At 71.4% G+C, this 26,974-nt stretch carries 22 protein-coding genes; 7 read left to right on the forward strand and 15 right to left on the reverse strand.

Going from position 1 to position 26,974, the window contains the following annotated elements; genetic code table 11:
• Nucleotides 1–4: 4 nt before the first annotated feature.
• From AB0D53_RS02730 to AB0D53_RS02770, 9 genes are all read right to left on the reverse strand, one after another.
• Complete coding sequence (locus tag AB0D53_RS02730) at nucleotides 5–1,156, reverse strand: SGNH/GDSL hydrolase family protein (protein ID WP_362439026.1); 1,152 nt, start codon at nucleotides 1,154–1,156, stop codon at nucleotides 5–7.
• Nucleotides 1,153–2,232 carry a right-handed parallel beta-helix repeat-containing protein gene (locus tag AB0D53_RS02735; protein WP_362439029.1) on the reverse strand — a complete coding sequence of 360 codons (1,080 nt, stop codon included), beginning with the start codon at nucleotides 2,230–2,232 and terminating at the stop codon, nucleotides 1,153–1,155. Before AB0D53_RS02735 ends, AB0D53_RS02730 begins: the two co-directional genes overlap by 4 nt.
• A complete protein-coding gene (locus tag AB0D53_RS02740) occupies nucleotides 2,229–2,831 on the reverse strand; it encodes a YesL family protein (protein ID WP_329815487.1) in 603 nt (200 codons plus the stop codon). Before AB0D53_RS02740 ends, AB0D53_RS02735 begins: the two co-directional genes overlap by 4 nt.
• Nucleotides 2,832–2,836: 5 nt before the next feature.
• The gene (locus AB0D53_RS02745; RefSeq protein ID WP_362439033.1) at nucleotides 2,837–4,822 is read right to left on the reverse strand and encodes a hypothetical protein; all 1,986 of its coding nucleotides are present in this window, start codon (nucleotides 4,820–4,822) and stop codon (nucleotides 2,837–2,839) included.
• A 3-nt stretch (nucleotides 4,823–4,825) separates the two neighbouring features.
• Nucleotides 4,826–6,616, reverse strand: a complete 1,791-nt coding sequence (locus AB0D53_RS02750; protein ID WP_362439036.1) for a heparinase II/III family protein — start codon at nucleotides 6,614–6,616, stop codon at nucleotides 4,826–4,828.
• A complete protein-coding gene (locus AB0D53_RS02755) occupies nucleotides 6,604–7,368 on the reverse strand; it encodes an SDR family NAD(P)-dependent oxidoreductase (RefSeq protein WP_329815484.1) in 765 nt (254 codons plus the stop codon). Before AB0D53_RS02755 ends, AB0D53_RS02750 begins: the two co-directional genes overlap by 13 nt.
• 84 nt (nucleotides 7,369–7,452) lie before the next feature.
• Nucleotides 7,453–8,376, reverse strand: coding sequence for a carbohydrate ABC transporter permease (locus AB0D53_RS02760; protein ID WP_362439039.1), 924 nt, complete (start codon nucleotides 8,374–8,376; stop codon nucleotides 7,453–7,455).
• Nucleotides 8,363–9,331: a sugar ABC transporter permease gene (locus AB0D53_RS02765; protein ID WP_362439042.1), complete on the reverse strand. Its 969-nt coding sequence runs from the start codon at nucleotides 9,329–9,331 to the stop codon at nucleotides 8,363–8,365. Before AB0D53_RS02765 ends, AB0D53_RS02760 begins: the two co-directional genes overlap by 14 nt.
• A 12-nt stretch (nucleotides 9,332–9,343) precedes the next feature.
• A complete protein-coding gene (locus AB0D53_RS02770) occupies nucleotides 9,344–10,612 on the reverse strand; it encodes an ABC transporter substrate-binding protein (protein WP_362439045.1) in 1,269 nt (422 codons plus the stop codon).
• Between the two features lie 225 nt (nucleotides 10,613–10,837).
• Between AB0D53_RS02770 and AB0D53_RS02775 the strand changes: the two genes are divergently transcribed.
• On the forward strand, nucleotides 10,838–11,929 hold the full coding sequence (locus AB0D53_RS02775; protein WP_329815480.1) for a LacI family DNA-binding transcriptional regulator: 1,092 nt from the start codon (nucleotides 10,838–10,840) through the stop codon (nucleotides 11,927–11,929).
• Between the two features lie 281 nt (nucleotides 11,930–12,210).
• Here the strand turns inward: AB0D53_RS02775 and AB0D53_RS02780 are convergent, their stop codons facing one another.
• From AB0D53_RS02780 to AB0D53_RS02795, 4 genes are read right to left on the reverse strand one after another with little or no spacing between them, the layout of a single operon-like run.
• Nucleotides 12,211–13,431: an MFS transporter gene (locus AB0D53_RS02780; protein WP_362439049.1), complete on the reverse strand. Its 1,221-nt coding sequence runs from the start codon at nucleotides 13,429–13,431 to the stop codon at nucleotides 12,211–12,213.
• On the reverse strand, nucleotides 13,428–13,949 hold the full coding sequence (locus AB0D53_RS02785; protein ID WP_362439052.1) for a diadenosine tetraphosphate hydrolase: 522 nt from the start codon (nucleotides 13,947–13,949) through the stop codon (nucleotides 13,428–13,430). Before AB0D53_RS02785 ends, AB0D53_RS02780 begins: the two co-directional genes overlap by 4 nt.
• Before the next feature lie 38 nt (nucleotides 13,950–13,987).
• The gene (locus tag AB0D53_RS02790; protein WP_362439055.1) at nucleotides 13,988–14,863 is read right to left on the reverse strand and encodes an aminoglycoside phosphotransferase family protein; all 876 of its coding nucleotides are present in this window, start codon (nucleotides 14,861–14,863) and stop codon (nucleotides 13,988–13,990) included.
• A 31-nt stretch (nucleotides 14,864–14,894) separates the two neighbouring features.
• Nucleotides 14,895–16,745, reverse strand: a complete 1,851-nt coding sequence (locus AB0D53_RS02795) for a serine hydrolase (RefSeq protein ID WP_362439058.1) — start codon at nucleotides 16,743–16,745, stop codon at nucleotides 14,895–14,897.
• A 182-nt stretch (nucleotides 16,746–16,927) separates the two neighbouring features.
• On the opposite strand from AB0D53_RS02795, the gene AB0D53_RS02800 reads away from it, so the two are divergent.
• From AB0D53_RS02800 to AB0D53_RS02810, 3 genes are read left to right on the forward strand one after another with little or no spacing between them, the layout of a single operon-like run.
• Nucleotides 16,928–18,037 carry a nitronate monooxygenase family protein gene (locus AB0D53_RS02800; RefSeq protein ID WP_362439061.1) on the forward strand — a complete coding sequence of 370 codons (1,110 nt, stop codon included), beginning with the start codon at nucleotides 16,928–16,930 and terminating at the stop codon, nucleotides 18,035–18,037.
• On the forward strand, nucleotides 18,034–19,584 hold the full coding sequence (locus tag AB0D53_RS02805; RefSeq protein WP_362439064.1) for an acyl-CoA synthetase: 1,551 nt from the start codon (nucleotides 18,034–18,036) through the stop codon (nucleotides 19,582–19,584). The genes AB0D53_RS02800 and AB0D53_RS02805 overlap by 4 nt, the downstream gene beginning before the upstream one ends.
• A 60-nt stretch (nucleotides 19,585–19,644) precedes the next feature.
• The gene (locus AB0D53_RS02810; protein WP_362439067.1) at nucleotides 19,645–20,751 is read left to right on the forward strand and encodes an ionic transporter y4hA; all 1,107 of its coding nucleotides are present in this window, start codon (nucleotides 19,645–19,647) and stop codon (nucleotides 20,749–20,751) included.
• A 40-nt stretch (nucleotides 20,752–20,791) separates the two neighbouring features.
• Here AB0D53_RS02810 and AB0D53_RS02815 read toward each other — a convergent pair whose 3' ends face one another.
• Nucleotides 20,792–23,209, reverse strand: coding sequence for a penicillin acylase family protein (locus AB0D53_RS02815; RefSeq protein ID WP_362439070.1), 2,418 nt, complete (start codon nucleotides 23,207–23,209; stop codon nucleotides 20,792–20,794).
• 150 nt (nucleotides 23,210–23,359) lie between these two features.
• On the opposite strand from AB0D53_RS02815, the gene AB0D53_RS02820 reads away from it, so the two are divergent.
• The 3 genes from AB0D53_RS02820 (at nucleotide 23,360) to AB0D53_RS02830 (ending at nucleotide 25,619) form a co-directional block, all read left to right on the forward strand.
• Entirely contained in the window at nucleotides 23,360–24,859 is a 1,500-nt protein-coding gene (locus AB0D53_RS02820; RefSeq protein ID WP_362439073.1) for an acyl-CoA synthetase, read from the forward strand.
• Nucleotides 24,860–24,939: 80 nt separating this feature from the next.
• Nucleotides 24,940–25,233, forward strand: a complete 294-nt coding sequence (locus AB0D53_RS02825) for a metalloregulator ArsR/SmtB family transcription factor (protein WP_362439076.1) — start codon at nucleotides 24,940–24,942, stop codon at nucleotides 25,231–25,233.
• Complete coding sequence (locus AB0D53_RS02830; RefSeq protein ID WP_362439079.1) at nucleotides 25,230–25,619, forward strand: VOC family protein; 390 nt, start codon at nucleotides 25,230–25,232, stop codon at nucleotides 25,617–25,619. The genes AB0D53_RS02825 and AB0D53_RS02830 overlap by 4 nt, the downstream gene beginning before the upstream one ends.
• A gap of 64 nt (nucleotides 25,620–25,683) precedes the next feature.
• Here AB0D53_RS02830 and paaK read toward each other — a convergent pair whose 3' ends face one another.
• A complete protein-coding gene (gene paaK, locus AB0D53_RS02835; RefSeq protein WP_362439082.1) occupies nucleotides 25,684–26,973 on the reverse strand; it encodes a phenylacetate--CoA ligase PaaK in 1,290 nt (429 codons plus the stop codon).
• Nucleotide 26,974: the final 1 nt, after the last annotated feature.

Genomic DNA, 26,974 nt, shown 5'->3' on the forward strand with positions numbered 1-26,974 from the left:
GCCCTCACAGAAGGTGTCGGCGGTCGACGGCCGCGGCCAGCGCGGCATGACCGGAAGGGTTGGGGTGGAGCCCGTCGCCGCTGTCGTACGCGGGCAGCAGCAGGGACGGCCGGTCCGGGTCGCGCAGGGCCGCGTCGAAGTCCACGGCGGCGTCGAAGACCCGCCCGGTGCGCACCGCCGCGTTGATCCGCTGTCGCACCGATTCGAGCTCCGGCGTCCAGCGGGTCCAGCCGCCGAACGGCGCGATGGTCGCGCCGACCGTCCGCAGCCCGGCGTCGCGGGCGCGCAGCACCAGCTGCCGGTATCCGGCCAGCACGCGCGCCGGATCGGTCTGGCTCGGCGGCTGCTGGAGGTCGTTGACGCCGAGATGGACGAGTACGGTGCGCAGCCCGGGCCGTGACAGCACATCGCGGTCGAAGCGCGCCTGTCCGCCCGGTCCGAACCGGGCGTCGTCCAGCAGCAGCCGGTTGCCGCTGATGCCGAGATTGGCGACGGCCGAGCCGGGAAGCCGCCGGGCCAGCTGGTCGGGCCAGCGCAGATCGGCGTCGTCCGGGGTGCCGACGCCCTCCGTGATGGAGTCGCCCAGCACCGCGACCACCGGTCCGTGCGCGCCCGTCACCTCGACTCCGGTCAGCAGGAACACCGAGGTGGTCCGCTCGCCGTCGACGGAGTGCGAGGCGTGGGTGTTGCGGTGGAAGGACAGCGGCCCGGTGGGGCCGGGGAGCCGGGTCTCCACCGTCAGACGCGCGGCCTCGGCGACACGCAGTCCGGCGACCGCGTCGCTGGTCAGCGAGGCGCCCGCGGCGAGCCACGCCTGCCGCTGCCCGCCGAACGTCACCGGCAGGCCGCCCGCCGTCACCGGGCCGACGAGGACCGGGGCCGTACCGAAGGCATGCCCGTAACGCAGCCGGACGGTTCCGCCCGCGGAGAGCCGTACGTGGGTGACGCACGTGCCGTCGGTCAGGCCGGCGCTCGCCACCGTGTCCGTGGCGGTCGGCGCGGTCTGCGCGGTCGCCCAGGACGTCGTCCAGCGCGACCGGCTCACTCCGCTGCCCGACCGCTCGGCCGCCTGCGCCCCCGGCGCCGTGGCCGCGACCGCCGCCAGACCGGCCGCCGCCGTCAGTACCCCGCGTCTCGCGGTTCCCCGCCCGGTCACTGCGGGCACGCACCCGTCGGGTCGTACTCGCTGCCGTAGGTGCCGACCGCGTCGCCGCCGGTGTTGGCGCTCATCGTGTTGGTGCACACCGGACCTTGCGGGGTGCGCATGAACTTGATGCCGCCGCCCGCGTTACCGGTGATGGTGTTGCCGTAAATGCTGGTGTCGATGCCGTCGGTCGCGGTGTCGCCGCCGAGCCGGATGCCCGCGCCGACATTGTCGTGAATGGTGTTGTAGCGGAAGATGTTGCCGCTGCCGCGTGCGTCCAGGCCGCCGGAGCTGGAGTCCTTCTGGCCGCTGCAGTCGTTGTACTCGACGTAGTTGTTGGTCGAGTTCTCCTTCACATCGACGCACTCGTTGCCCTGGGTGGCGATGGTGTTGTGATGGATACGGTTGTTCCTGCTGATGTCGGGGGCCGCGTCCGGGGCGCCGTTCGCCCCCTGCTGCTCGGGCGCGGTGCCGAGGTAGATGCCCTCGCCGTTCTTCCCGCCGCCGCCGAACTTGAAGTCGTTGACACCGCAGTTGGTGATCGTGTTCTCGGAGATGTCGGCGCCGGTCACCAGATAGCGCACCCGCAGGCACTCGTCGGCGGCGTTCTTCAGCGTCATCCCGGTGATCCGCAGCCCGCCCACACCATTGCCCGGAGTCGTGCTCATGACATAGATGAGCTTGAGGCGGTACCCCGACACATCGGTGGACGACCCGTGCAGCCCGTCCACGGTGAATCCGCTGAGCGTCGTCGAGTCGTGCTGCACCTGGATGATCCGGGCGTCGCCCGCCCCCTTCACCACGGCGTTGGACGGGCCGGTGATGGTGACCCCGGGGCGCTTGGTCACGACGTCCTGCTTGTACGTACCGGAGGCGAGCTCGATCACCGCGCCGGTCGGCGCCAGATCGACCGCCTTCTGGATCGTGGCGAGCGGCGCACTCGCCGACGTACCGGCGTTGGAGTCGCTGCCGGACGGCGACACGTAGTACGCGGTGGCGGTTTCGGCGGCCACGGACGGCGGGGGGAAGGCGAGCGGTGCGCCGGCGGCGAGCGCGGCGACGAGGGTGGTGCGCAGTACACGGCTCATGGGGTGTGCCTCCTGGGGTCTGCGAAGGACAGTGCGAGCAGTACGGGGATGCTGGGGCCGAGGAGCAGGGGGCCCAGCGGTACGACGAGCGAGAGCAGCGCGGCGGAGACCACCGCGCCGAGCAGTGCGGTGCCACGGGCCGCCGAGCCGAAGCCGAGGGCCAGCGCACCGCGCGACCAGGTGCGGACCGTCCCGCGCGGGGACCGGCCCGCCTCGGCCGCGAGCGCCACATGGTGGATGGCGAGCGCGGCCGCGATGCCCACCTGCGCGGCGAGCAGCACGAACGTCCACGGCTCCGGACGGCCCAGCAGATGGACGATGTTGGCGGCCAGGACGATCCCCGCCGCGGTGGACGCCAGGCCGTGGCGCCACAGGGACCGCCAGTACTGCGGGAAGGCGGCGAACGCGTTGGTGAAACAGCGGCTGTCACCCTCCGCCCGCCACCGCTGCAGGGCGTGCCCCATCGCGGCGAGCGCGGGGAGCCAGGTCACCACACCGAGCGACAGCACGGTGAAGGCGGCCCCGGCCGCCGCCGGGTAGGCCACGAACTCCAGCCGCCGCAGCAGCGTCGGCCAGCCGGACGAGAGGGTTGCCTGCATGGTGATCAGCCGACCTTTCCTGTGTACGGCTCCGGGACATCGAGCAGCACGCGGCCGTCCAGCACCAGCCGGGTGGCCGCCACCACGTGGGGGGCCGAGCCCTCGGCGCCGAGCAGCACCGCCGCCGCGTCGGCCGACACCGTCTCGGTACGGATACGGCGCGCGACGGGGGAGAGGAGCACGGTCTCCTCGCCGAACGTGACGCCCTGGCCCTGCGCGCACCCGACCCGCTCGACGGGGACCGGTCCCGCGCCCGGGACGATCGCGGTGAGGAAGAGCGCCTCCGTGGAGCGCGCGGACGTCGCACGCAGCGTGTGCAGTGTGCGGGTCAGACGCAGCTCCGGGGTGCTCGACGTCGGGTTCGCCTCGACCTCGGTGACCTCGGAGACGACCTCGGCGTCGAGCGGCGCGAACCGCCGCACCAGTGCGGAGGCAGCCCCGGACCGGATCAGCCGGCCACCGTCCGGACCGGGTTCGGTGGGCCGGTCGGTCTGGAGCAGGAACGACCACTCCCGCTCCGCGTCCGCCTCGGCGAGATCCAGCAGTACGAGCCGGCCCGACGGGGTGAACACCAGCGTCCGGTCCAGCCGCCGCACCCCGAGCGCGGGATCGTACATCGCGGCGATCTCCGCCGTGGCGTGCGCCCAGCCGCAGTCGGGACCGGCCAGCACATCGCGCTGCCGGGCCTGCCGCTCGTACGGGATGTCCTTGTAGACGTGGTACCGGTCCTCGTCCGCGTACCCCTGCCCGTCCACCAGCAGCAGATTGTGGTGCGCGGCCCGCTTGCGGTTGCTGTACCCCTCGTCGACCGCGAGGAAAGCACCCTGCGAGACCAGCACGAACGAGCCCGAATCGGGGTGGTGGTGCCCCTGGTTGAGGGTCTCCCAGCCGCGTTCCGCCCGGTGCTTCGCGGAGGTCTCCCACGCCTTGTGGCCACCGCCGGGGCTCGCCTTGAACGAGACGAGCGTGGCGTCGTCGTCCCATCCGGTGCGGGCCGCGAGCAGCCCGAGATCCGGGAAGAACGCCCGGGTCTCGGTGGGACGGGCGCCGGCCACCGACGGGTCGTACCAGAGGTATTCGAGATACGCCTCCGGCAGGATCCCCGGCCGCACCCCGCTCTCCGCCGCCTCCTGCCAGAGCAGTTCACCCGAGGCGAGATCGCCCAGCCACTGCGCCTGGGGGATCCCGTACTGCGCCGCGAGACGGTAGTACAGACCGGCGCTGTGTCCGCTGCGCCGGTCGTGGCAGTCGCCGTGGTCGACGTTGAACGCGAAGCCCGGGACCAGCTGGTGCAGCCGGTAGCGGAAGGTGTTCGCGAGGAAGCCGCCCCGTCCCCACCAGTCGATGCCCTCCGCCTCCTGGAGGAGATCCAGATGGACGGCGAGGAAGGGCACGCCGTAGCGCCAGTAGACGACGCCCTCGGCGTGCGAACCGTCGTCCGGCATCAGGTCGAGGACCGTGCCGAGGTTCTCCTTGGCGCGCTCGGTCCACTCCTGCTTGCCCAGCACATAACCGGCCGTCGCCAGACCCGCGTAACAGATCCAGTTGTGATTCTGCCAGTACGACGACGACCACCAGCGGCCCTCGCTCGCCACCGCGAACTCGTACATCCGGCGCCCCTGGAGCAGCAGCTTGTACCGCAGCAGCGCCCGCACCTCGTCCGGGAGCTCGTCGCCGATCCACCGGTGGGCGAGCGAGAGATGGTGCAGCAGCCAGCCGGCGTCCAGATCGTGGTCCGGCATATGGGCCCTGCCCCAGTGCGGCAGCCGCACCGCGGCCTCGATCCAGCGCCGGCTCTCCGCCAGATGGGCCGGATCGCCGCTCACCCGGTAGGCCAGCGCCGGGTTGGAGGCGGCGGGGCCGAGCCAGGTGATGCTGGCCAGGGGGTGTGTACGCGGCGGGGTCAGCCCGCGGTGGCGGGCGGCCTCCTCGTACAGCCGCACCTGCTGCGCGGGGCGCGGGCCGGGCGGCGGGGTCGCCGAGAGCAACAAGGGTCAGTCCTCCGTCCGGAACCGTGCGGTGCCGCCGTCCGTCAGCGAGACCGTCAGCACCCCGTCACCGTCCAGCCGTACATCGGCCACGGCGGGGCCGGCCGACGCCGCCTGGTACACCGAGGCGAAGGTGATCCGGTCCGACTGCGCGGTGAAGTCGACCCGGGTGCGCACGCGCTGCGGATCGTCGGCCGGACCGGGGCCGGGCCGGGCGACCGGACGCACGGTCGCGCCGGGGGTGTGGGTGTGCCAGCCGTGCAGGGTCTCGTCGCCGTACCAGGTGGTGCGGACCTCGCCCGACGCCTGGAGCTGGACATCCAGCGCGACACCGGGGCGCAGCTGCGCGGTGAGGCACCGCTCGTCCTCGGCACGCACGCTCAGCAGATCCACCAGATAGCCGTCACCGAGCACCACCCGCCGCACCGCACGCACCCCCTCGTACGCCGTCGTCACCTCGGCGGTGACGGACGAACCGTCCGAGCCGAGCAGCCGCCCGGTGCACTCCGCCTGTTCGCCGCCGTTCACACGGAACGCCGGATGGGCCTCCGTCGACGCGTACAGGTCCCGGAACTCGGCGTGCGCGTAGGGAACCTGACCGGGGTCGGGCTGCCAGGGGGTGGTGTCGCCGTACAGATACAGCGACAGCTTGTCGCGGTGGCCGTGCGAGCCGCCGTGCGGACCGAAGTCCAGCAGAGCGTGGACGCCCGCGTGGTGCAGCACCGCGTACCCGGCGGTCGGGAACACGGTCACCGGACCGGGCGCCGGGCGCTCGGGCAGCGGCGGCCCGCCGAACCAGCCGTCCAGTTCCCGGTCGAGCCCGTCGTCGCGCGCGCCGAGTTCGGCCCGGGCCCGCCCGGCCACTGCTTCCAGGGCCGGTGACGGAACCAACTGCTGTGCCAGAGCCACGAGTTCGAGCCACTCCAGGGCGAGTGGACCGCGCAGATACGGGCCGTCGTGCAGCGCCGGAAGGATGCCGCCCGGCGTGGCGATCGTCGCCAGCACATCCGTCATCCCGGCCAGCACATCCAGCACGTCGGACGGTACGGACGCCGGGTCGGTGCCCCGCAGCGCCAGCAGCGTGGCCCGCAGCACGAACCCGTGGTAGTAGGTACTGCCCTCCCACTCCCAGCCGTCATCGGCGACCGCGACCCGCAGATGCGCGTACAGGCCGTGTTCGCCCTCCAGCCACCGCTCGCCGCCGTCCCACTCCCGGCCACGGGCCGCGGCGGCGGCCCGACTCGTCGCCACTCCGGCGGCGTTGAGCCACGCCGTGTAGTTGGAGGCGAGATGGCCCTGACCGGTCAGCACGTCCCGGGCGTCGAGCGCCGCCCGCTCCAGGTCGTCGAGGAGCGGCAGCACCGCCGCCAGGTGTTCCGTGGAGTGCTGGGCGAGCGTGATCACGGTGTGGCCGACGTTCACCGCCCAGATGGCATCGGTCAGCGCCTGGTGGAAGAGCCGGCCGCGCAGCATCCAGGTCTGGGCCTCGCCGTGCCGCTCGGTGGCCAGCTCCGCGTACAGCCCCGCGTACTCCACTAGCCGCGCCACCGACTCCGCGCGTTCCTTGCGGTGGGCGAGCACCCGCAGATGCCGCGCCCACGCCTGGTGCGAGAGCACCAGCCAGGCGCCGCGCACCGCCTCGTCGTCCACCCGGCAGCCGTACGCACAACGCGCACCGCCCTCGGGGAACACTCCGGCGAGCAGGTCGCCGTGGTCGAGCTCCACGCCGTGCGCCGGGCAGACGTACGCGTGCCACCAGCCGCCCCGCTCCCGGGCGATCCGCCTCAACGCGGCCACACGCCACCGTCGATGTCCACCGTGGTGGCGGTGAGGAAGCCGGACGACGGCGACGCCAGGTGGACGACCGCGGCGGCGACGTCCTCGGGGGTGCCGGCCCGGCCGACCGGGATGCCGGCCTCCATCGCCTGCTGCGCCTCGGGCGCGGTGAACGTGTCGTGGAAGGCGGTTCCCTTGATGAAGCCGGGCGCCACGGTGTTGACGGTGATGCCCGTGCCGCCGAGCTCCTTGGCCAGGCCCTTGGTGAAACCGCGCACGCCGGCCTTCGCCGCCGCGTAGGCGACCGAGCCGGGGCCGCCGCCGTTGTGCGCGGCCAGCGAGGACATCGTGATGATGCGGCCTGCCGAGGACTCCCGCAGGTGCGGCAGGGCGGCGCGCACGGTGCGGAACGTGGAGGTCAGATTGGTGGAGAGGACCTGGTCGAAGTGGTCGTCGGACATCTCGGCGATGGTGGCCCGGCCGATCAGATGACCCGCGTTGCAGACCAGGACGTCCAGTCCGCCGAGGAAGCCGGTCGCCTCGTCGACGAGCCGGTCCACATCACCGGTCACGGTGACATCGGCCTTGAACGCCTTCGCCCGGCGGCCCAGCGCCTCGATCGCGGAGACCGTCTTCGCGGCCTCGTCGGCGGAGGAGTGGTAGTGGACGGCGACATCGGCACCGGCCTCGGCGAGCGCGACGGCGATGGCGCGGCCGATGCCGTGGCCCGCCCCTGTCACCAGTGCGCGGGAGCCGTTGAGATCAGCAGACATGGAGTGAGTACCTTTCGAAGAACGGTCGTTCGGGCGAAAGCCGGTGGCCCGGGGCCTGCTCCGGTCACTGGGGACCGGAGCAGGTCACTTGAGGCCGGCGGTCGCGAAGCCCTGCACGAAGTAGCGCTGGCCGATGAGGAAGAGAATGACCATGGGCAGGGTGGCCAGCGTGGTGCCGGCCATCAGGAAGTGCCACTGGGGGCCGTTCTCCGTCTTGAAGACGGAGAGCCCCACCTGGATCACCCGCAGACTGTCCGTGCGGGTCACCAGAAGCGGCCACAGGAAGTTGTTCCACGACGACTCGAAGGTCAGCAGCGCCACGGTGGTGAGCGCGGGCTTGACCTGCGGCGTCATGATCCGGGCGTAGATCCGGAACTCGCCCAGGCCGTCGAGCCTGGCCGCCTCCTCCAGCTCCACCGGCAGGTCCAGATAGAACTGACGGAAGAGGAAGACCGCGAACGGGGTGACGGCACCGGGAACGATCAGCGCCCACCAGGAGTCCAGCCAGCCGCTGCCGCCCTGGCCGAAGATGTCGTTCCCGCCGGCCAGCGGCATGAAGCGGACGATCAGGAACTCGGGCAGCACCTTGGTGTACGTCGGGATCATCAGCGCGGCGATGAAGAGGTAGAAGATGACCGCGCTGCCCCGGAACTTGATCCGGGCCAGCGAGTAACCGGCCATCGACGCCACGACCACGTTGATGAGGGTGTGGCTGAAGGCGATGATGAAGCTGTTGCGTGCGTACGTCGCGAACGGCGCCGCCTTCAGCGCGTCGAGATAGTTCCCGAACTCCCAGTGTTCCGGCAGCAGTCCGGCGTCCTGGGAGGCGATCTCCACCGGGGTCTTGAGCGAGGTGAGCACCATCCAGACGAACGGCACCACCATCAGCAGCGAGACGACGGTGAGGGTCACGTAGAGCGCGATCCGGCCGGCGGTGACCGGCTTGCCGTTCCTCCCCGGCCGGGACTTCTTCGCGACCCTTGGCGCGTGCAGCTCAGTTGTGGCCACGGGTGCCTCCCATGATCCGCCGGTTGACCAGGGTGAAGCCCATCAGCAGCACGAACAGCACCAGTGACTGCGCGCAGGCGTAGCCGACGCGGAACTCCCGGAAGGCGGACTTGTAGATCTCGTACGTCATCATCGTGGTGCTGTTGGCGGGACCGCCGTCGGTCAGGATGTAGATCTGGTCGAAGGACTGGAAGGCGCTGATCATCGACGTGATGAGCACGAAGAACGTCGCGGGCTTCAGCAGCGGCAGCGTGATCGAGAAGAACTGCCGTACCTTCGAGGCGCCGTCCACCGAGGCCGCCTCGTACAGCTCCTTCGGCAGGGACTGCAGCGCGGCCAGATAGATGAGCATCTTCATGCCGATGCCCTGCCAGATGCCGACCAGGATCACCGAGGGCATCGCCCACGAGGTCGACGAGAGCCAGGCCGGACCGTCGATCCCGAGGAACGACAGGAGCGTGTTCAGCAGCCCGTTGCCCGGGTTGTAGATCCACAGCCAGACCAGCGCGATCGCGACGGTCGCCGTCACCTGCGGCAGGAAGACCGCGGTGCGGAAGATGCCCCGGGCCTTCAGGCCGGTGTGCAGCGCCAGGGCGACGAGCAGCCCCAGCATCATGCCGAACGGCACGGTGAAGAAGGTGTAGACGACGGTGTTGACGATGGACTTGCGGAAGACCGCGTCGCTCATCATCTCGCTGAAGTTGTCCAGTCCCACGAACTGCGGCGCCGTCAGCACGTCGTACTTCGTGAAGGCCAGGACCACCGATGCGACGACCGGCAGGCCGATCCAGAGCGAGGCATGCAGCAGCGCGGGCGCCACCATCAGCATGCCGGCGCGTTGCCTGCGGCGCCCCGGCCCCGTCGGTACCCGGCCGGTGCGCTTCTTCGCGACCGTGCGTCCGTCCGGGGCGGAGGGCGGCGCGAGGCGCGCCTTCAATACGGATGTCGCTCCCACAGTGACGGGTCCTTACATCCGGCCGATCGCGGCTTCGGCTAGCCGGCCGAGTTCCGCGATGGCGTCCTTCGCCGACTGGTTGCCCACGATCGCGGGCTCCAGCGTGGGCTTGATCTTCTCGCGGATCTCCATCCAGGCGGCGGTGCCGCCTTCGGAGCACGCGTCGCCCATGCTCTGCAGGGAGAGATCGACGAACTTGTTCTCCTTCACGTACGAGGTGTCGTTGAGGTCCTTCAGACCGGGCACCGAACCGCGCTGCCTGGCCGCACCGAGGATCGACTCGGGCGAGGCGAGGTACTCGACGAGCGCGCGGGCCGCCGCGGGATGCTTCGAACTGGCGGACTGGGTGACGAGGGTGCCGCCCTGGAGCATCGCGGGCCTGCGGTTGGCGAGGATGAACGCCCCGAGCTTGTCGTCCTTGATCAGGTCCGGCGCCTGGTCCCCGACCTGCTTCCACAGGGCACTGGTCGTCATCATCATCGACGCCTTGCCGGTCTGCACGTTGCTCGGAGCGCCGAGCTCCGTCTTCTTGGCGTAGTCGGCGGAGCCGTCCTTGACGAGGTCCTTGAAGAACTGGAGCGCCTCGACCCCGCGGGCGTCGGTGAACAGCACCTTCTTGCCGTCCGCGCTGAACAGCTGGCCGCCGTTGGCGAAGAGGAAGGTCTCCCAGCACTGGCGCAGATCGATGGAGAACGGGTCGAACCCGACCCGGCCGTCCTTGGTGAGCTGCTTGGCCACGGCGCGCAGCTCGGCCCAGTTCGCCGGGGTCTTCTTGATCCCCGCCTCGGCGAAGTGGTCCTTGCGGTAGACGACGATGCGGGTGTCGAGGACGACCGGCAGCGCGTACAGCTTGCCGTCGTACCGGGACGGCTCCAGTACCCGCTTCTCGTAGTCGTGCGCGGAGGCGAACTTCTCCGGCAGCTCGGCGATCGCCTTCTTGGCTGCGAACGGCGGGATCCAGCCCACACCCATCATCAGCACGTCGGGGAGCAGACCGCCCGCGAGACCGGTGGTGATCTTCTCGTTGAGCTGGGCGTACGTGGTGTAGTCCACGTTCACCTTGACGTCCGGGTACTTCTTCCGGAAGCCGCCGAGTATCTCCTTCTCCAACAGCGTCTTGCCGTCGGCCCCTTCGTAGATCGGGGTGAGCAGAGTGATCTCGCCCTCGGCGGGGCCTTCGGCGGAGCCGGCCGTCGAGGTGCCGGTACCGCAGCCGCCCAGCGCGGCGACAGCGGTTCCGGCGCCGATGGCGGCAAGCAGCGACCGTCGGTTGAGTTGCATGGGACACCCCTTTTGAGGTGGAGGCTGTGGATCGATCCAGCGAGGGGTCCCGGCCATGGCTGGGAAGTGCTGGTAAATCGATGCACTGATGCTAGGAACGCCGTGAGAGCAACGTCAACAGCTGATGCACATGAATTTTCGGGGATGTTAACGGGTGTACCGGTAAACGAAGTTCAGTAAATCGATACACTGGTAGAGTCAGACGAGTTCCGAACCGGAGGTGGCATGAGCGGGGTAACGATCCATCAGGTCGCGGAGGCCGCGGGGGTCTCCGCGAGCACGGTCTCCAACGTCCTCAACGGACGGACGGACCGTATGCAGGCGGCCACGCTGGCCCGCGTGGAGCAGGTGATCGAGCAGCTCAGCTACCGGCCCAACCGAGCCGCCCGGATGCTGCGCACCGGCCGCATCAAGGTCATCGGCCTCATCGTGCCGTCGGTCGCCAACCCCTTCTGGGGGGCGCTCGCCCGCGAGCTGGAGGCCATCGCGCTCGCCGAGGGGTATCACGTACTGCTCTGCAACAGCGAGCGCGACGCCGCCCGCGAGCTCAAGTACGGCGAGGAGCTGCTCGCGGACGGGGTGAGCGGGGTGGTGCTGTGCTCCTCGCTGCCCTCGCTGGACCATGTGACTCCGCTGCTGAGCCGTGGGCTGAAGATGGTCGCCTTCGACCGCACCGCCCAGGCGGGCGACCCGCCGTCGCTGGCCTCCATCAGCGTCGACAACGCGATGGGCGCCGAACTCGCCACCCGCCACCTGATCGAACTCGGCCACCGTCGGCTGGCCTTCGTCTCCGGTTCGGTCAACAGCGTCAACCGCCGCGAGCGGCTGCGCGGCTTCCGGGCCGCCCTGGAGTCGGCGGGTCTCGACCCGGCCGACGCGATCGTCTGGCCCGGCGCGGACGCCACCGAGTTCGGTGACAAGGACGCGGCCGAGCTGGGGCGCAACGCCGCCAGGGAGCTCCTGGGCGGCCCGCGCCCGCCCACCGCGTTCGTCGCCATCAACGACATGTGCGCGATCGGGATCTGCCGGGGGGCCAAGGACGCCGGGCTCAGCGCGGGCGAGGACGTCTCCGTGGTCGGTTTCGACGACATCCTCCTCGCCGACCTCTTCGAGCCGCCGCTCACCACGGTCCGTCAGCCACTGCCGGAGATGGCCGCGGAGACCTTCCAGCAGTTGCGGGCCCGGATCGACTCGGCCCCCGCGGCAGGCCGTTCCCTGCTCATCCGGCCGAGGCTGGTCGTCCGGGAGTCGACGGCCCCGGCGCCGTCCGGCGCGGGGGCCGCGATCCCGGGACCGGCGACGCACAGCCCGGTGTAGGACGCTGCTGCCCGGGTCCCGGCCGACCCGACGCCCGCGCGGCTTTCCGGGGCGCGGCGGCGTCGGTGGGGTGGGCTGCGACGGGCACCTGCCCGTCGACGAACGTGCACCAGGTGATGACGGCTCCGGCGGCCACCGGAGCGGCGGGCGCAGGAGACCGGCCCGCCGAGGCCGCTTCTCCGGTAAGGCGCGTCCCGCCGCGTCGACGGCCGGCCGGCTTCGGTCCGGTCCGGTCCGAGGGCGCACCCGGTACGTGCGTCCTCGGGCACCCGCCCGCACGCTCAGACACGATTGACGCGGTACACGTCCCGTACGCAGAGGTTGAGGACCGTGGCGACCACGACGGCACCGGCACAGACCAGGAGCACGGTCCGGTCGGCCCAGGCATGTGCGGCGAGCGCGGTGGCGAGGTAGCCGAGCGGGATGGCGATCCGCTCCCCGACACCGTTGAACGAGCTCATCCGGCCCAGTTCCTCCTGCGGCACATGCAGTTGGAGCGCGGTGTTCCACGCCACGATGGTGATGTCCAGCCCGATGCCCGCGAGCACGGCGGCGAGCAGTACCCAGGGCAGGTCCAGGCCCAGACCCAGTGCAGCCAGGGGCAGACAGAGCCCGGCGCCGGTGAGCACGGCGACGGCCAGCAGCCGGTACGGCCTCCAGCGCAGGCACACCGCCGTCCCCGCCAGCAGCCCGAACGCGAACGCGCCCTGGACCAGCCCCCAGGACCGCGCCCCCGAGTAGTGCCCGGCCGCGACCACGGGGCCGAGGAGCTGGAATCCGGCCAGCCACGCGGCGACCACCACCGTGCCCGATGCGGTGTACGTCCACAGCCAGGTGCGGGACCGGAAGCCGGACCAGCCGGCGCGCAGATCGGCCAGTGCGCTGCTCGTCGTGACCGGTGCGCTCAGCCGCAGGCCGAGCAGCAGGAGCGCCGCGGCCAGGAAGCTGAGCGCATCCCACGACAGCGCCCACGCCGGTCCGCCGATCGCGACGATCACCCCTGAGACGACGGGACCGAGCACCTTGACGGCGTTGGCCGGCAGCCGGAGCAGGGCGTTGGCCTGCTGCCGGTGCTCCGCCGCGACGACCTGCGCCACGACGCCCGCCGCGGCCGGTGCGGTGAAGGCCACGGCGATCCCCGAGCCGAAACCGCACGCGGCGATCGAGGCGGTCGTCGCGTGGTGGGTGGCCACCAGCGCCGCGAGCACACCCTGAGCGGTCGCGGCCAGGAGATTGCCCAGGAAGAGGATCCGGCTGCGCGAGAGCCGGTCCGCGAGAACGCCGCCCACGAGGGTGAAGACGATCGTCGGGACCGAGTTCGTCGCCAGCACGACCCCGAGCGAACCCGCGCCGCCGCCCTGTCCGATCACCGCGTAGGCCAGTGCGACAGGGGCCATCGCGGACCCGGTCGTGGAGACCAGGTTGGCGAGCGCGAACCGCCGAAAGGCGGGAACCCGTAAGGGCGCCAGGCGGGGCGCGGAGGGTTCGACGCTGGTCTTCACGCCTCTCCCGCGACCGGGGCGCCGGGGCCGAGGGGCTGTCGGTCATCGGCCGGGGACCGGTCCAGCTCCCCGGTGATCGCCGCTCGCAGCGCGTCGTGCCGCGGGCCGAGTGCGAAGCGTCCGTCGCTCCACCGGTCACGGGGGTACAGCCAGACGGGCAGGCCCACCAGATCGCCCGGTTCCCACTCGTAGCGGGGCCACACATGTGCGTGCAGGAACCCGTCGGTGTTCCCGAGGATCTCCAGGTTCACCCGGCGGAACGCGGAGTCGGCACGGCGGCAGGCCCGTTCGACCGCTTCGCCGAGCCGGTCCATGTCGGACAGGAAGGCCAGCCGTCCGGCCCTCGGGAGTTCCGACAGGCGCTCCACCCCTGGTTCGTCGACCAGGAGCACCGAGTACCCCGGCAGGAACTGCACATCCCCGATCACGGCGAATCCCGCGTCCAGGCGGCGCATGACGGTCGGGTTTTCGCCCCGCAGGGCACTGCCTATCCGGTCGTTCTTCCAGTTGGCGATCACCACCGGAACCTACAGCGTCCCGCCCGTCCGGATCGCGGTCAAAGGCGCTGTTCGGCCAGATCCAGCCAGTGCTCGACCTCGCCCGGGGCGAAGTGACGGATCGCCCAGTCGGTCATGCGCAGACTCATATGGGCCCAGCAGGGACGCAGGATCTCCTCGGGCAGGGCGTCCAGGATGTCGTCGAGCCGACGCACGACATCCGGCGCCTGCCCCGTCGCGTGCAGCCCGAAGCGCAGGGTGACCAGGTCGAACCGGCGGTCTCCCCGTCCGGCGCCGTCCCAGTCGATGACCCCCGTGACCGTGCCGTCCACGGCGAGCAGATTGCCGTGGTGGAAGTCGTGGTGCACGACATCGTTCCCGGCGAGCCGGCCGGGACGACCGGCGCCCACGGATCTGATCCGCTGCTCCAGGGCGGCGCTGCGCCGGCTGTGCCGACGTACCGGCTCGTGGAGGCAGTAGCCGGGGCCGTCGTCGAGCAGATACAGGTTCATCGACGGGATCTCAGGGTGCTCGGCCAGCAGCTCCGCCTGTGACGCGTTGAGGGCGAGTGCCCGGTCCAGCCCGTGGTGGTCCAGGAACTCCACCGGTGTGCCCGGCAGAAGTTCCTGGACCAGTACCACCGCACCGTCCACCTGGAGCGCCAGCTCCGTCGCAGGGCAGGGGTACCCGCGGGCACCCAGCACCTCGCACACCGCCAGCGGACCCGCTCGCAGCTCCTCGATCCCGGCGCCCGGCCGCCACTTGAGGACCGACCGCCGGCCGTCGGGCCACCGTACGTAAGCGGCACCGACCGCACCGCCCGGACAGGGCCCCTCGACCTCCAGCCGTACGCCGGTCCTGGCCTGCACGGCGGCCGCCGTCCGGTCGGCGTCCAGGCGCTCGACGCGCAGCCGGTTCTGCGGTGATGTGGTCATCGGGACATTGTCCGGCACGGCCCGGCGCGGCTCAGTCCGCCGAGGCGGTCCAGCCCAGTGCCTCGATGCGTGCGGCGTCGCCGGACCGGCTCTCGTCGAAGACCGTACGGTTGCCGTCCTCGACCCGGACGGCGTTCACGTACACCCCGCGGCCGACGTACAGCTGGTCCGTCGTGTACCGCCACCGCAGCCGTACCTCCGTGCCGCGCCAGGCGGCGAGGTCCGCGTCGAGGCGGTGCCACACCCGGCCGGACCAGCCGGAGACCGCGCCGGTGGGATGCGGCTCGGCCCCGGTCCGGGGCTTCTCCGCCGTCGGTACGGTGGTGAACGGTACGGGCTGCCAGGTCGCTCCGGCGTCCGCCGACGCCTCCAGGAAGAGGAAGTCGGAGCCGGGTTCGGTGTCCCACCACAGGGCCGAGTTCAGCCGGGCGTGCGAGGAGGCCAGGCGCAGCGCGGGCAGCGTGAGCGTGGCCGATGCGGCGCTCGCCATACCCGAGAACCACGCGGTACGGCCGTGCGCGGGGCGGACCGCGACGGCGCGCGCCATCCGGTTGGCCGCGGCGACGCGCGGAGCGCTGCCGGAACGCCAATTGCGGACCGGGTGGACCGAGTTGCCGAGCACGATCAGGAACGAGTCGGTCGTCGGGTCCAGTACGAGACTGGTGCCGGTGAAACCGGTGTGGCCGGCGGTGCGTGGTGTGGCCATCGCGCCCATGTACCAGTGCTGGTAGAGCTCGAAGCCGAGGCCGTGCGCATCGCCGGGGAACGCGGTGTTGAAGTCGGTGAACAGCAGATCGACCGATTCCGCGGACAGGATCCGTGCGCGGCCGTACACCCCGCCGTTGAGCAGCGTGCGGGCGAGGATCGCCAGGTCCCAGGCGCAGGAGAAGACGCCGGCGTGGCCCGCCACCCCGTCCAGGCTGTACGCGTTCTCGTCGTGCACCTCGCCCCAGACCAGTCCGCGGTCCAGTCCGGACCAGGGCAGCCGGGCGTCCTCGGTCGCGGCGATCTTCGGTTTCCAGGAGGCCGGGGGGTTGTACCGGGTGCGGTGCATTCCGAGCGGAGCGGTGATCTCCTCACGGAGCAGGACGTCCTGCGTACGGCCGGTGATCTTCTCCAGGACCAGCTGGAGCGAGATCAGGTTGAGGTCGGAGTAGAGGTACACCGTGCCGGGCGGGCTGGCCGGCACCTCGTTCCACAGCAGTTGCAGCTTCCCCTCCCGCGTCGGCGCCTTGTACAGCGGGATCCAGGCGCGGAAGCCGGAGGTGTGCGTGAGCAGTTGACGGATCGTGATGTCCTGCTTGCCGCCGCCGGCGAAATCGGGCAGGTACGAGGCGACCTTCGCCTCCAGCTCCAGCGTCCCGCGCTCGATCTGCTGCACGGCCAGGATCGAGGTGAACAGCTTCGAGACCGAGGCCAGGTCGAAGACGGTGTCCTCGGCCATGGCGATCTGCCGGCCGGGCGGGAACTCCACTCCGGTGTCGGTCTTCTCGTCGTACGCCGCATAGCGCACGGCCTTGCCGATCGGCCGGTGCAGGGCCACCGTGCCGCCGCGCCCGGCGAGCAGCACCGCCCCCGCGTACCAGGGGTGCTTGGGGGAGGCGGAGAGGAACTTCTCCGCGTCGGCGACCAGTTGGTCCAGCGGTTCCTGGAGCAGCCCGGCACGGGCGGCCGGTCCACGCCGCAGCGTCGGCCGGCCCTGTCCCGACGCGGTACTCCCGACCGCCCCTGTACGCATCTGTGACGATCCCGTCCCCGACTCCATGGCCGACGCCCGCTCCGCGAACGGAATCGGCGCCAGGGCGAGTGCCCCGCCCAGGGCCAGCATCCCACCGCCCAGCCTCCGCCGGCTGATGCCTCTGCCCGCCGTGTCCTCGGTCATCCGGAACCCCTTCCCGCTGCGCGAAAGTTACTTTCGAAATTTCGTCCGACAATGAAACTTCCTGCCGCCGCAGAGATTACTGTCACCCCCGCCGCCACGGAGGCCCCCTGCGCCACAAAGAATCTGACACTGCATCAGAAAATCTCTTCCCTCGGGGGACCGGCTGCGGCATCCTGCGGCCCATGGAGACGGAGCTGAGCAAGAAACTGGGAGTCGAGCACGCCATCTTCGGCTTCACGCCGTTCCCCGCGGTGGCCGCGGCCATCACCCGGGCCGGCGGATTCGGCGTACTCGGCGCGGTCCGCTACACCGCCCCCGACGACCTCGCGCGCGACCTCGACTGGATGCAGGAGCACACCGACGGCAAGCCCTACGGCCTCGACGTCGTCATGCCCGCGAAGAAGGTGGAGGGGGTGACCGAGGCCGATGTCGAGGCGATGATCCCGGCCGGACACCGCCAGTTCGTCCAGGACACCCTCGCCAAGCACGGTGTCCCCGGACTGCCCGAGGGCGAGGCGTCCGGCTGGCGCATCACCGGCTGGATGGAGGAGGTCGCCCGCAACCAGCTCGACGTCGCCTTCGACTACCCCATCCGGCTCCTCGCCAACGCCCTCGGATCGCCGCCCCCCGACGTCGTCCGCCGCGCCCACGACCGGGGCGTACTCGTCGCCGCACTCGCCGGGAGCGCCAAGCACGCCCGCCACCACGCCGAGGCGGGCATCGACATCGTCGTCGCCCAGGGGTACGAGGCGGGCGGCCACACCGGCGAGATCGCCTCCATGGTCCTGGTCCCGGACGTCGTCGATGCTGTCGGGCCGCTGCCCGTCCTCGCCGCCGGCGGCATCGGCAGCGGCGAACAGATCGCCGCCGGGCTCGCCCTCGGCGCCCAGGGCGTCTGGCTCGGCTCCCTCTGGCTGACCACCGAGGAGGCCGACCTCCACTCGCGCGCGCTGACCCGCAAACTCCTCGCCGCAGGCTCCGGCGACACCGTCCGCTCCCGCGCCCTCACCGGCAAACCCGCACGCCAGCTCCGTACCGAATGGACCGACGCCTGGGACGACCCGGCCGGACCCGGCACACTGCCCATGCCGCTCCAGGGACTGCTGGTGGCCGAGGCCGTCTCCCGCATCCAGAAGTACGAGACCGGCGCTCTGCTCGGCACCCCCGTCGGCCAGATCGTCGGCCGGATGAACAGCGAACGCAGCGTGCGGGCCGTCTTCGACGACCTGACCCGCGGCTTCGAGCGTGCCGTGGACCGGATCAACCACATCGCCGGACGGAGCGCCTCATGAACCGGCCGCCCAACGGCTTCTGGGCCCAGGCCACCGCCGACCCCGACCGCACGGTCCTGACCGCACCCGACGGCGAGAGCTGGACCGCGGGCCGCCTGCACGCCGCCGCCAACCGCCTCGTCCACGGACTGCGCGCGGCCGGGCTGCGCAGGGGCGACGCGTTCGCCGTCGTGCTGCCCAACGGCGCCGAGTTCTTCACCGCCTATCTCGCTGCCGCCCAGGCAGGTCTCTACCTCGTACCCGTCAACCACCACTTCGTCGGCCCCGAGATCGCCTGGATCGTCTCCGACTCCGGCGCCAAGGTGCTCATCGCCCACGAGCGGTTCGCACAGGCCGCGACCGAGGCCGCCGACGAGGCGGAGCTGCCGGCCGCCCGGCGCTACGCCGTGGGCACGGTCGACGGCTTCCGCCCTTACGCCGACCTGCTCGAAGGGCAGCCCGGACACGCCCCGGACGACCGCACCCTGGGCTGGGTCATGAACTACACCTCGGGCACCACGGGCCGCCCGCGCGGCATCCGCCGACCACTCTCCGGAAGGCTCCCCGAGGAGAGCCACCTCGGCGGATTCCTCGGCATCTTCGGCATCAAACCCTTCGACGACAACGTCCACCTGGTCTGCTCACCGCTCTACCACACCGCCGTTCTGCAGTTCGCGGGCGCGTCCCTGCACATCGGACACCCACTGGTGCTGATGGACCGGTGGACGCCCGAGGAGATGCTGCGGCTCATCGACACCCACCGCTGCACCCACACCCACATGGTCCCGACCCAGTTCCACCGTCTCCTCGCCCTTCCCGACGAGGTCAAACGGCGCTACGACGTCACCGCCATGCGGCACGCCATCCACGGTGCCGCGCCCTGCCCCGACCACGTGAAGCGCGCCATGATCGACTGGTGGGGGAGGTGCGTCGAGGAGTACTACGCGGCCAGCGAGGGCGGTGGCGCCTTCGCCACGGCCGAGGACTGGCTGAAGAAGCCGGGCACGGTCGGCAGGGCCTGGCCGATCAGCGAACTGGCCGTCTTCGACGACGACGGCAAGCGGCTGCCGCCCGGCGAGCTCGGCACCGTCTACCTGAAGATGAACACCGGCGGCTTCAGCTACCACAAGGACGAGACCAAGACGCGGAAGAACCGCATCGGTGACTTCTTCACCGTCGGCGACCTCGGCATCCTCGACGAGGACGGCTACCTCTTCCTCCGCGACCGCAAGATCGACATGATCATCTCCGGCGGGGTCAACATCTACCCCGCCGAGATCGAGGGTGCCCTCCTCGGCCACCCCGCGGTCGCCGACGTCGCCGTCTTCGGCATCCCGCATCCCGACTGGGGCGAGGAGGTCAAGGCGGTCGTCGAACCGGCCGAGGGGCACGAGGCGGGCGAGGAGCTCGCCGCCGCGATCCTGCGTCACTGCGAACAGCGCCTGGCCGGGTACAAGCGCCCCAGAAGCATCGACTTCATCGACGTGATGCCCCGCGACCCCAACGGCAAGCTCTACAAGCGGCGGCTGCGCGACCCGTACTGGGAAGGACACACCCGGGCCGTGTGAGCCGCCGTCGGGCCGCGGCCCGACGAGCGCCCCCGCTCCCGCTCTGGCAGGGTGTGGCCCATGAACGCGCGCGCGACGGTCCGGACACTGGCGACCCGGTGGACGGTGGTCGTGCCGATCGTCGCCGCGCTCGCGCTGGTCTTCAGCTGGGGACGGGAGCTGCCGTCCCTCGCCGTCGCCGTGGTCGCGCTCTGCCTCGCGGGCGCCGTCCTGGCCGCCGTCCACCATGCCGAGGTCATCGCCCACCGGGTCGGGGAACCGTTCGGGTCGCTCGTCCTGGCCGTCGCCGTCACCGTGATCGAAGTGGCCCTCATCGTCACCCTGATGGTGGACGGCGGCCCCAAGACGTCGGCGCTCGCACGCGACACCGTCTTCGCGGCCGTGATGATCACCTGCAACGGCATCGTCGGACTGTCCCTGCTCGTGGGGGCCGTCCGCAGCCGCGTCGTCGTCTTCAACGCCGAGGGCTCGGGGGCCGCCCTCGCGACCGTCGCCACGCTCGCCACCCTCAGCCTGGTCCTGCCGACCTTCACCGTCGGCAAACCGGGACCCGAGTTCTCCACCGCCCAGCTGGCCTTCGCCGCCGTGGCCTCGCTCTTCCTGTACGGGCTGTTCGTCGCCGTGCAGACGGTGCGGCACCGCGAGTACTTCCTGCCCCTCACACCGGAGGGCGCGCTCAAACCGGAGGAGCACCACGCCCCGCTGCCCGGCCGGGGCGCCACCGCCCTGAGCCTGGTGATGCTGCTGATCGCCCTCGTCGCGGTCGTCGGCGACGCCAAGTCCGTATCGCCGACCATCGAGTCCGGGGTCGAGGCGGCCGGGATGCCCCAGGCGGTGGTCGGTGTCGTCATCGCGCTGCTGGTGCTGCTGCCGGAGACCCTGGCGGCCGTGCGGGCCGCCCGCCGCGAACGCGTCCAGACCAGTCTCAACCTCGCACTCGGCTCGGCCATGGCGAGCATCGGCCTGACCATCCCGGCCATCGCCCTCGCCTCGGTCTGGCTCGACGGACCGCTCCATCTCGGCCTGGGCGCCACCCATATGGTGCTGCTCGCACTCACCGTGGTGGTCGGCGCGCTGACCGTCGTACCGGGACGGGCCACCCTGCTCCAGGGCGGCGTCCATCTGTCGATCTTCGCCGCGTTCGTCTTCCTCGCGATCAGTCCCTGACCGCCCGCCGGGCGGACAGGGACCGATCGCGGGCCGGGAGCTACCGGCGCTCGTGGACCCGCACGACCCGCAGCGCGGGCGAGCGCAGGATGTCCTTCTCGCAGAACCGGGACGTCACCCACCGCTCACCCGAGTACAGCTCGGTCTGGTCGCTGTAGTGCGCCGAGCCCGGGTCGGAGGACTGGGAGTACGTGAGCAGGGTGCGCGCCACCGGGCACCCGCTGCCGTCCCAGCCGACCGCCTGGATGTAGCTGGACCCGGCCGACACCTCCCGGTAGCCGCCGGCCGCCGCGTCCCACACCGGCTCCGTCTTGTTCCAGATGCCGAGCGACTCCGTACCGCCGCCGATCGGGATGCGCTTCCCGTTCCGCTCCACCCACTGGTGCCGGCCCAGCGGGGCGTCCAGCGCGATCCCGGCAGCCCGCAGTTCGGCCACCGTGTCGGCGAGAGCCCTGGCGACGCCGGGTGCCGAGGTGTTCGGCGTGTTCGGCGTGGCGACCGGATCGGCGGGGGAGAAGGGCACCTTCCACAGCTCGGTCTGCGGGACCGCGGCCGTCGCCCTGCGCCAGAACCGGTCGAAGAGCAGCGCACCCCGGCTGCCGGTGTCGACCTTCCGGTCCCAGCGCCGCAGCACCTCGCACGCCGCCGACACGTCGACCGGCCTGCCGTCGCTGCCGGCCGCACGGCCGCCGGGCAGCGCCGAGCAGGCCGCCGCCAGGTCCGCGGCGGCCAGATCACCGGCCGGCGCCCGGTTGGCGAACTGCTGGCCCTGGAGATCGGCCACGGTCAGCCGGCCCTTCGCCACCATCGCGGAGACGTCCTCGATCGCGCCCCGGGTCCGCATCGAGCGGGGCGTGCCGACCGTGCCGAACACCCGCTCGTACCCGGTCAGTGGCGCGGCCGCGTTCGTCAGCCAGGCACTGTCGTTGGAGTTCTCCACGTACGGGGCGTCCTTCACGGTGGGCATCCGGCCCGGCCCGAAGATGCCCGGCTGCACGGCGTCCGGGTCCGAACCGATGGCGCAGTCGCTCCTCGAACCGTCCAGGACCGCCAGCCCCGACGACGGGTACGTTGCCCTGCCCAGCGGCGTGGAGCACCGTGCCGCGAGCTCGTCCGTGATCCTCGGCAGCACCTGCGACTGCGAGAAGAACGAATGCCCCGACGAGTCGGCGGCGATGGTGTTCACCCACGGCAGCCCCTGGGTACGGCGCAGCGCGGCCTGGATGTCCGCGGTGCTGCGCGCCCGGCCGAGGCCGAGGCCGGCGTCCGAGAAACGAAGATTCGCGGCGTTGGGGTCATTGAGCGCGTACGCGGTCGTCGCCGTCCAGGGCAGTGGCAGCCCGTCACCGAGCGAGGTGACGACCGGCCCGTACCGGGTCGACCACTGGGTGCGGGTCACGGGGGCGCCGCCCTTCACCGCGACCGACACCGTACGTTTCGTCATCCGCTCGGGCTCTCCGTCCACCAGGTAGACGGTCGGGTCCGCCGGGTCGAGGGCGAGCTGGTGGAGGTTGAGCGGGACACCGGTGGCGACGGTGTGGCTCCACGCGATGTCCGCGTTGTGCCCGATCGAGACGACCGGTGCGCCGAGCAGCGAACCGCCCGCCACGTTCAGCTCGCCGGGAATCGTCTGCTGGGACTGCCAGAACCGCCGCCCGCCCTGCCAAGGGTAGTGCGGATTGCCCAGCAGCAGGCCCCGTCCGTTCGCCGTGGTGTCCCCGCGGAACGCGACCGCGTTGGAGCCCATGTCCGCGTTCTGCGTCGACAGCAGCCGCCGGGCCGCGTCCGCCGCGGCGCCCGGCGACGGGACACCGGGCGCCCCCGCCGTGCCGGTGGGCGGCTGAGCGGCCGTGATGCCGTCGATGGCGCGCCCCTGCCCACCGAGCACCGAGAGCGCGTAGCCGCGCGTCACCACGTCCAGTGTCGTCACCGGGCGCACCCAGCCGGCGCCCCGGCAGGACGGATCGGTGATCCGGTTCTGCGCCAGCCAGGCGTTGTAGCCGGCCGCCCAGCCGCGCTCCAGCTCCCTGACGTCACGGCTCTGCCCCGCCGGCGCGGGCGCCCTCAGCAGCTTCTCCACGGTGCGGCTCTCGCGGACCCGGCGGAAGTAGAGGTCGCTGGAGAGGTTCTTCGTCGCGGAGGACAGCGAGCCGTCCGGGGCCGCGTCCGGGCCGAAGTACCGCGACCGCTCGCCGCGCAGGGTAACGAAGCCGTCGGCGAGGGTGCACACCTGGTCGGCGGCCTGGGCCCAGCCGTTGCCGAAGCCCAGGCTCGCGTAGTCCTTCGCCACGATGTGCGGAATGCCGTACTCGGTGTACCGGATCGTGGCGGACAGCCCGCCGCCCGAGGGACGGTGGGAGCGCGGGGCGTCGGCAGCGGCGGGTGGCAGCGACGCCGCGACGGTGAACAGCGCGAGGCCGGATATCGCGAGAAGTCTCAGACGGTTGCGGAGTGGCAACGGTCCTCCCAACTGTGCTGATACGAAAGGCGGTTGCCCGAGGATTCGAGTCGCCACGCGCAACTCAGCCAGCACCCGCGCACCCCTGTCAACAGCCCCACGGGTATCCGGACCCTTGACCCCCGGGTTCCGGCCGCACAGGATCACGCCATGACAGGTGTACGGAGCAGCACAGTCGACGGAGTCCTGGCGCGCAGCGCCCGGCGCGCCCCGGAGCACACCGCTCTGCGGTACGCGGACAGGTCATGGACGTACGCGGAGCTCGACGCGGCCGTCACCACCGCCGCAGCCGCCCTCACCGGCGAGCACGGACTGCGCCCCGGCGACCGGGTCGCCTGCTACGCGCACAACTCCGACGCGTACCTCATCGGCTACTTGGGCTGTGCCCGCGCGGGCCTGGTCCATGTGCCGGTCAACCAGAACCTCACGGGTGCGGACCTCACGTACATCCTGGAACAGTCCGGCAGCGCCCTCGTCCTCGCCGACCCGGACCTCGCCGGCCGGATTCCGGCCGCGTTCCCCGTACGCCCGCTGCGCGACGCACCGGACTCGCTCCTGGCGGCCACCGACGACCCGCGCCCCTTCGTCCCGGAACACGAACCGGCCGCGGGAGACCTCGCCCAGCTGCTCTACACCTCGGGCACCACCGCGCTGCCCAAGGGCGCGATGATGACCCACGGCGCGCTGGTGCACGAGTACGTCAGCGCGATCACGGCGCTCGGTCTGCGGGCCACCGACCGGCCCGTCCACTCGCTGCCGCTCTACCACTCCGCGCAGATGCATGTCTTCCTGCTGCCCTACCTCGCGGTCGGGGCGCAGAACACCATCCTCGACGCGCCCGACGCCGACCGGATCTTCGACCTCGTGGAGGCGGGGCAGGCCGACAGCGTCTTCGCCCCGCCGACCGTCTGGATCGGCCTCTCCCGGCACCCCGGCTTCGCCACCCGCGAACTCGGCGGCCTGCGCAAGGCGTTCTACGGCGCGTCGATCATGCCCGTGCCGGTACTGGAACGGCTGCGCGAACGGCTGCCCGCGCTCGCCTTCTACAACTGCTTCGGGCAGAGCGAGATCGGTCCGCTCGCCACCGTCCTCGGCCCGGACGAGCACGAGGGCCGGATGGACTCCTGCGGCAGGCCCGTCCTCTTCGTCGAGGCCAGGGTGGTCGACGAGGACGGTGAGGAGGTCCCCGACGGCACGGCCGGCGAAGTGGTCTACCGGTCACCCCAGTTGTGCGAGGGCTACTGGGACAAGCCCGAGGAGACGGCGGAGGCCTTCCGCGACGGCTGGTTCCACTCCGGAGACCTCGCGGTCCGGGACGCCGAGGGGTTCTTCACCGTCGTCGACCGGGTGAAGGACGTCATCAACTCCGGCGGCGTGCTCGTCGCATCCCGGCAGGTCGAGGACGCCCTCTACACCCACCCCGCCGTTGCCGAGGCCGCGGTGATCGGACTGCCGGACGAGCGCTGGATCGAGGCGGTCACCGCCGTCGTCGTGCTGAGCGGCGAGGCGACGGCGGCCGAACTCGTCGATCACGCCCGCGGGCGGCTGGCTCACTTCAAAGCCCCCAAACGGGTCCTCTTCGTGGACGAACTGCCGCGCAACGCCAGCGGGAAGATCCTCAAGCGGGAGCTGCGCGACCGGTTCGCGTGACCGGCCGTCTGCGGTCCGCCGGCACGGGCCTCGCTCCGAACGGGTTGATAGGCAAGTCCTGACTTGCCTATGGTGAGGTCATGGCGGAGGATGTCTTCAAGGCGCTGGCCGACCCCACCCGTCGGCTCATCCTGGACGAACTGGTGGAACGGGACGGCCAGACGCTGTTCGAGATCTGCACCCGGCTGGTCACCAAGCACGGTCTGGGGCTGTCCCGCCAGGCGATCAGCCAGCACCTGGCCGTACTGGAATCCGCGGGCCTGGTCCTTTCGCGACGCCAGGGCCGTTACAAGTTCCACGACCTCGACACCGAACCCCTTGAGCGCATCGTGACCCGGTGGCTCAGGCCCGACGCACCGGAGAACACCCCATGAGGATCCACCTGTCCAGCGTCTTCGTGGACGACCAGGACAAGGCCCTGCGCTTCTACACCGAGGTGCTGGGCTTCGTGAAGAAGCACGATGTCCCGCTGGGCGAGGCCCGGTGGCTGACCGTCGTCTCGCCGGAGGACCCCGACGGCACGGAACTGCTGCTCGAACCCTCCGGCCATCCCGCGGTGCAGCCGTACAAGACGGCGCTGGTCGAGGACGGCATCCCGGCCACCTCCTTCGCGGTGGACGACGTACCCGCGGAGTTCGAGCGGCTGAGCGGGCTCGGGGTGCGCTTCACCCAGGAGCCGCTGGAGATGGGTCCCGTCACCACCGCGGTCCTGGACGACACGTGCGGCAACCTGATCCAGATCGTGCACAGCGGCCGGTGAAACCGGCGCGGACACCGGCCCGGGAGCTGGGCGGCCCGGGCAACCGGGCCGCCCGGCAGGGGCCCTAGTTCCCGCCGCGCTCGTCCACGATCCGCTTGAACTTGCCGACCGACCGCTCCAGCGTCTCCGGATCGACGATGTCGACCGCGACCGACACACCGATCCCGTCCTTGACGGCCGCCGTGATCGACGCCGCGGCCGCCGCCCGCTGCTCCGGGGTGGCTCCCGGCCGCGCCTCCGCCCGCACCGTCAGCGCGTCGAGACGGCCCTCGCGGGTCAGCCGCAACTGGAAGTGCGGCGCCACGCCCGGTGTGCGCAGCACGATCTCCTCGATCTGCGTCGGGAAGAGATTGACGCCGCGCAGGATCACCAGATCGTCGCTGCGCCCGGTCACCTTCTCCATCCGCCGGAACACCCGGGCCGTGCCCGGCAGCAGCCGGGTCAGGTCCCGGGTCCGGTAGCGGATCACCGGCATGGCCTCCTTGGTGAGCGAGGTGAAGACCAGCTCGCCCTCCGCGCCCTCCGGCAGCACCTCGCCGGTGAACGGGTCGACGACCTCGGGATAGAAGTGGTCCTCCCAGATGTGCAGTCCGTCCTTCGTCTCGACGCACTCCTGCGCCACCCCGGGCCCCATCACCTCCGAGAGGCCGTAGATGTCGACCGCGTCGATCGCGAACCGCTCCTCGATCTCGCGCCGCATCTCCTCCGTCCACGGCTCGGCGCCGAAGATCCCGACCTTCAGCGAGGTCGTGCGCGGATCGACGCCCTGCCGTTCGAACTCGTCGAGGAGGGTCAGCATGTACGACGGGGTCACCATGATGATCTCGGGGCGGAAGTCCTGGATCAGCTGGACCTGGCGGGCGGTCATGCCTCCCGAGGCGGGGATGACCGTGCAGCCGAGCCGCTCCGCTCCGTAGTGTGCGCCGAGCCCGCCGGTGAACAGCCCGTACCCGTACGCCACATGGACCTTCTGCCCGGGCCGTCCGCCGGCGGCCCGGATGGAGCGGGCGACCACGTCGGCCCAGGTGTCCAGGTCCCGCTGGGTGTAGCACACGACGGTCGGCCGGCCCGTCGTCCCGCTGGACGCGTGGATCCGGCGTACGCGCTCCTCGGGGACGGCGAACATGCCGAAGGGGTAGTTGTCCCGCAGGTCGGCCTTGGTCGTGAAGGGGAATCGGGCGAGATCGGCGAGCGTACGGCAGTCGTCCGGACGCAGCCCGGCCCGGTCGAACGCGGCCCGGTAGTGGCCGACGTTCTCGTACGCGTGGTGCAGCGTGGCCCGCAGCCGCTCCAACTGGAGCGCTGCCAGCTCGTCCCGGCCCAGTCGCTCCGCCTCGTCCAGCAGAAACGTCATC

Source organism: Streptomyces sp. NPDC048295 (assembly GCF_040652135.1).
Taxonomy (GTDB): domain Bacteria; phylum Actinomycetota; class Actinomycetes; order Streptomycetales; family Streptomycetaceae; genus Streptomyces.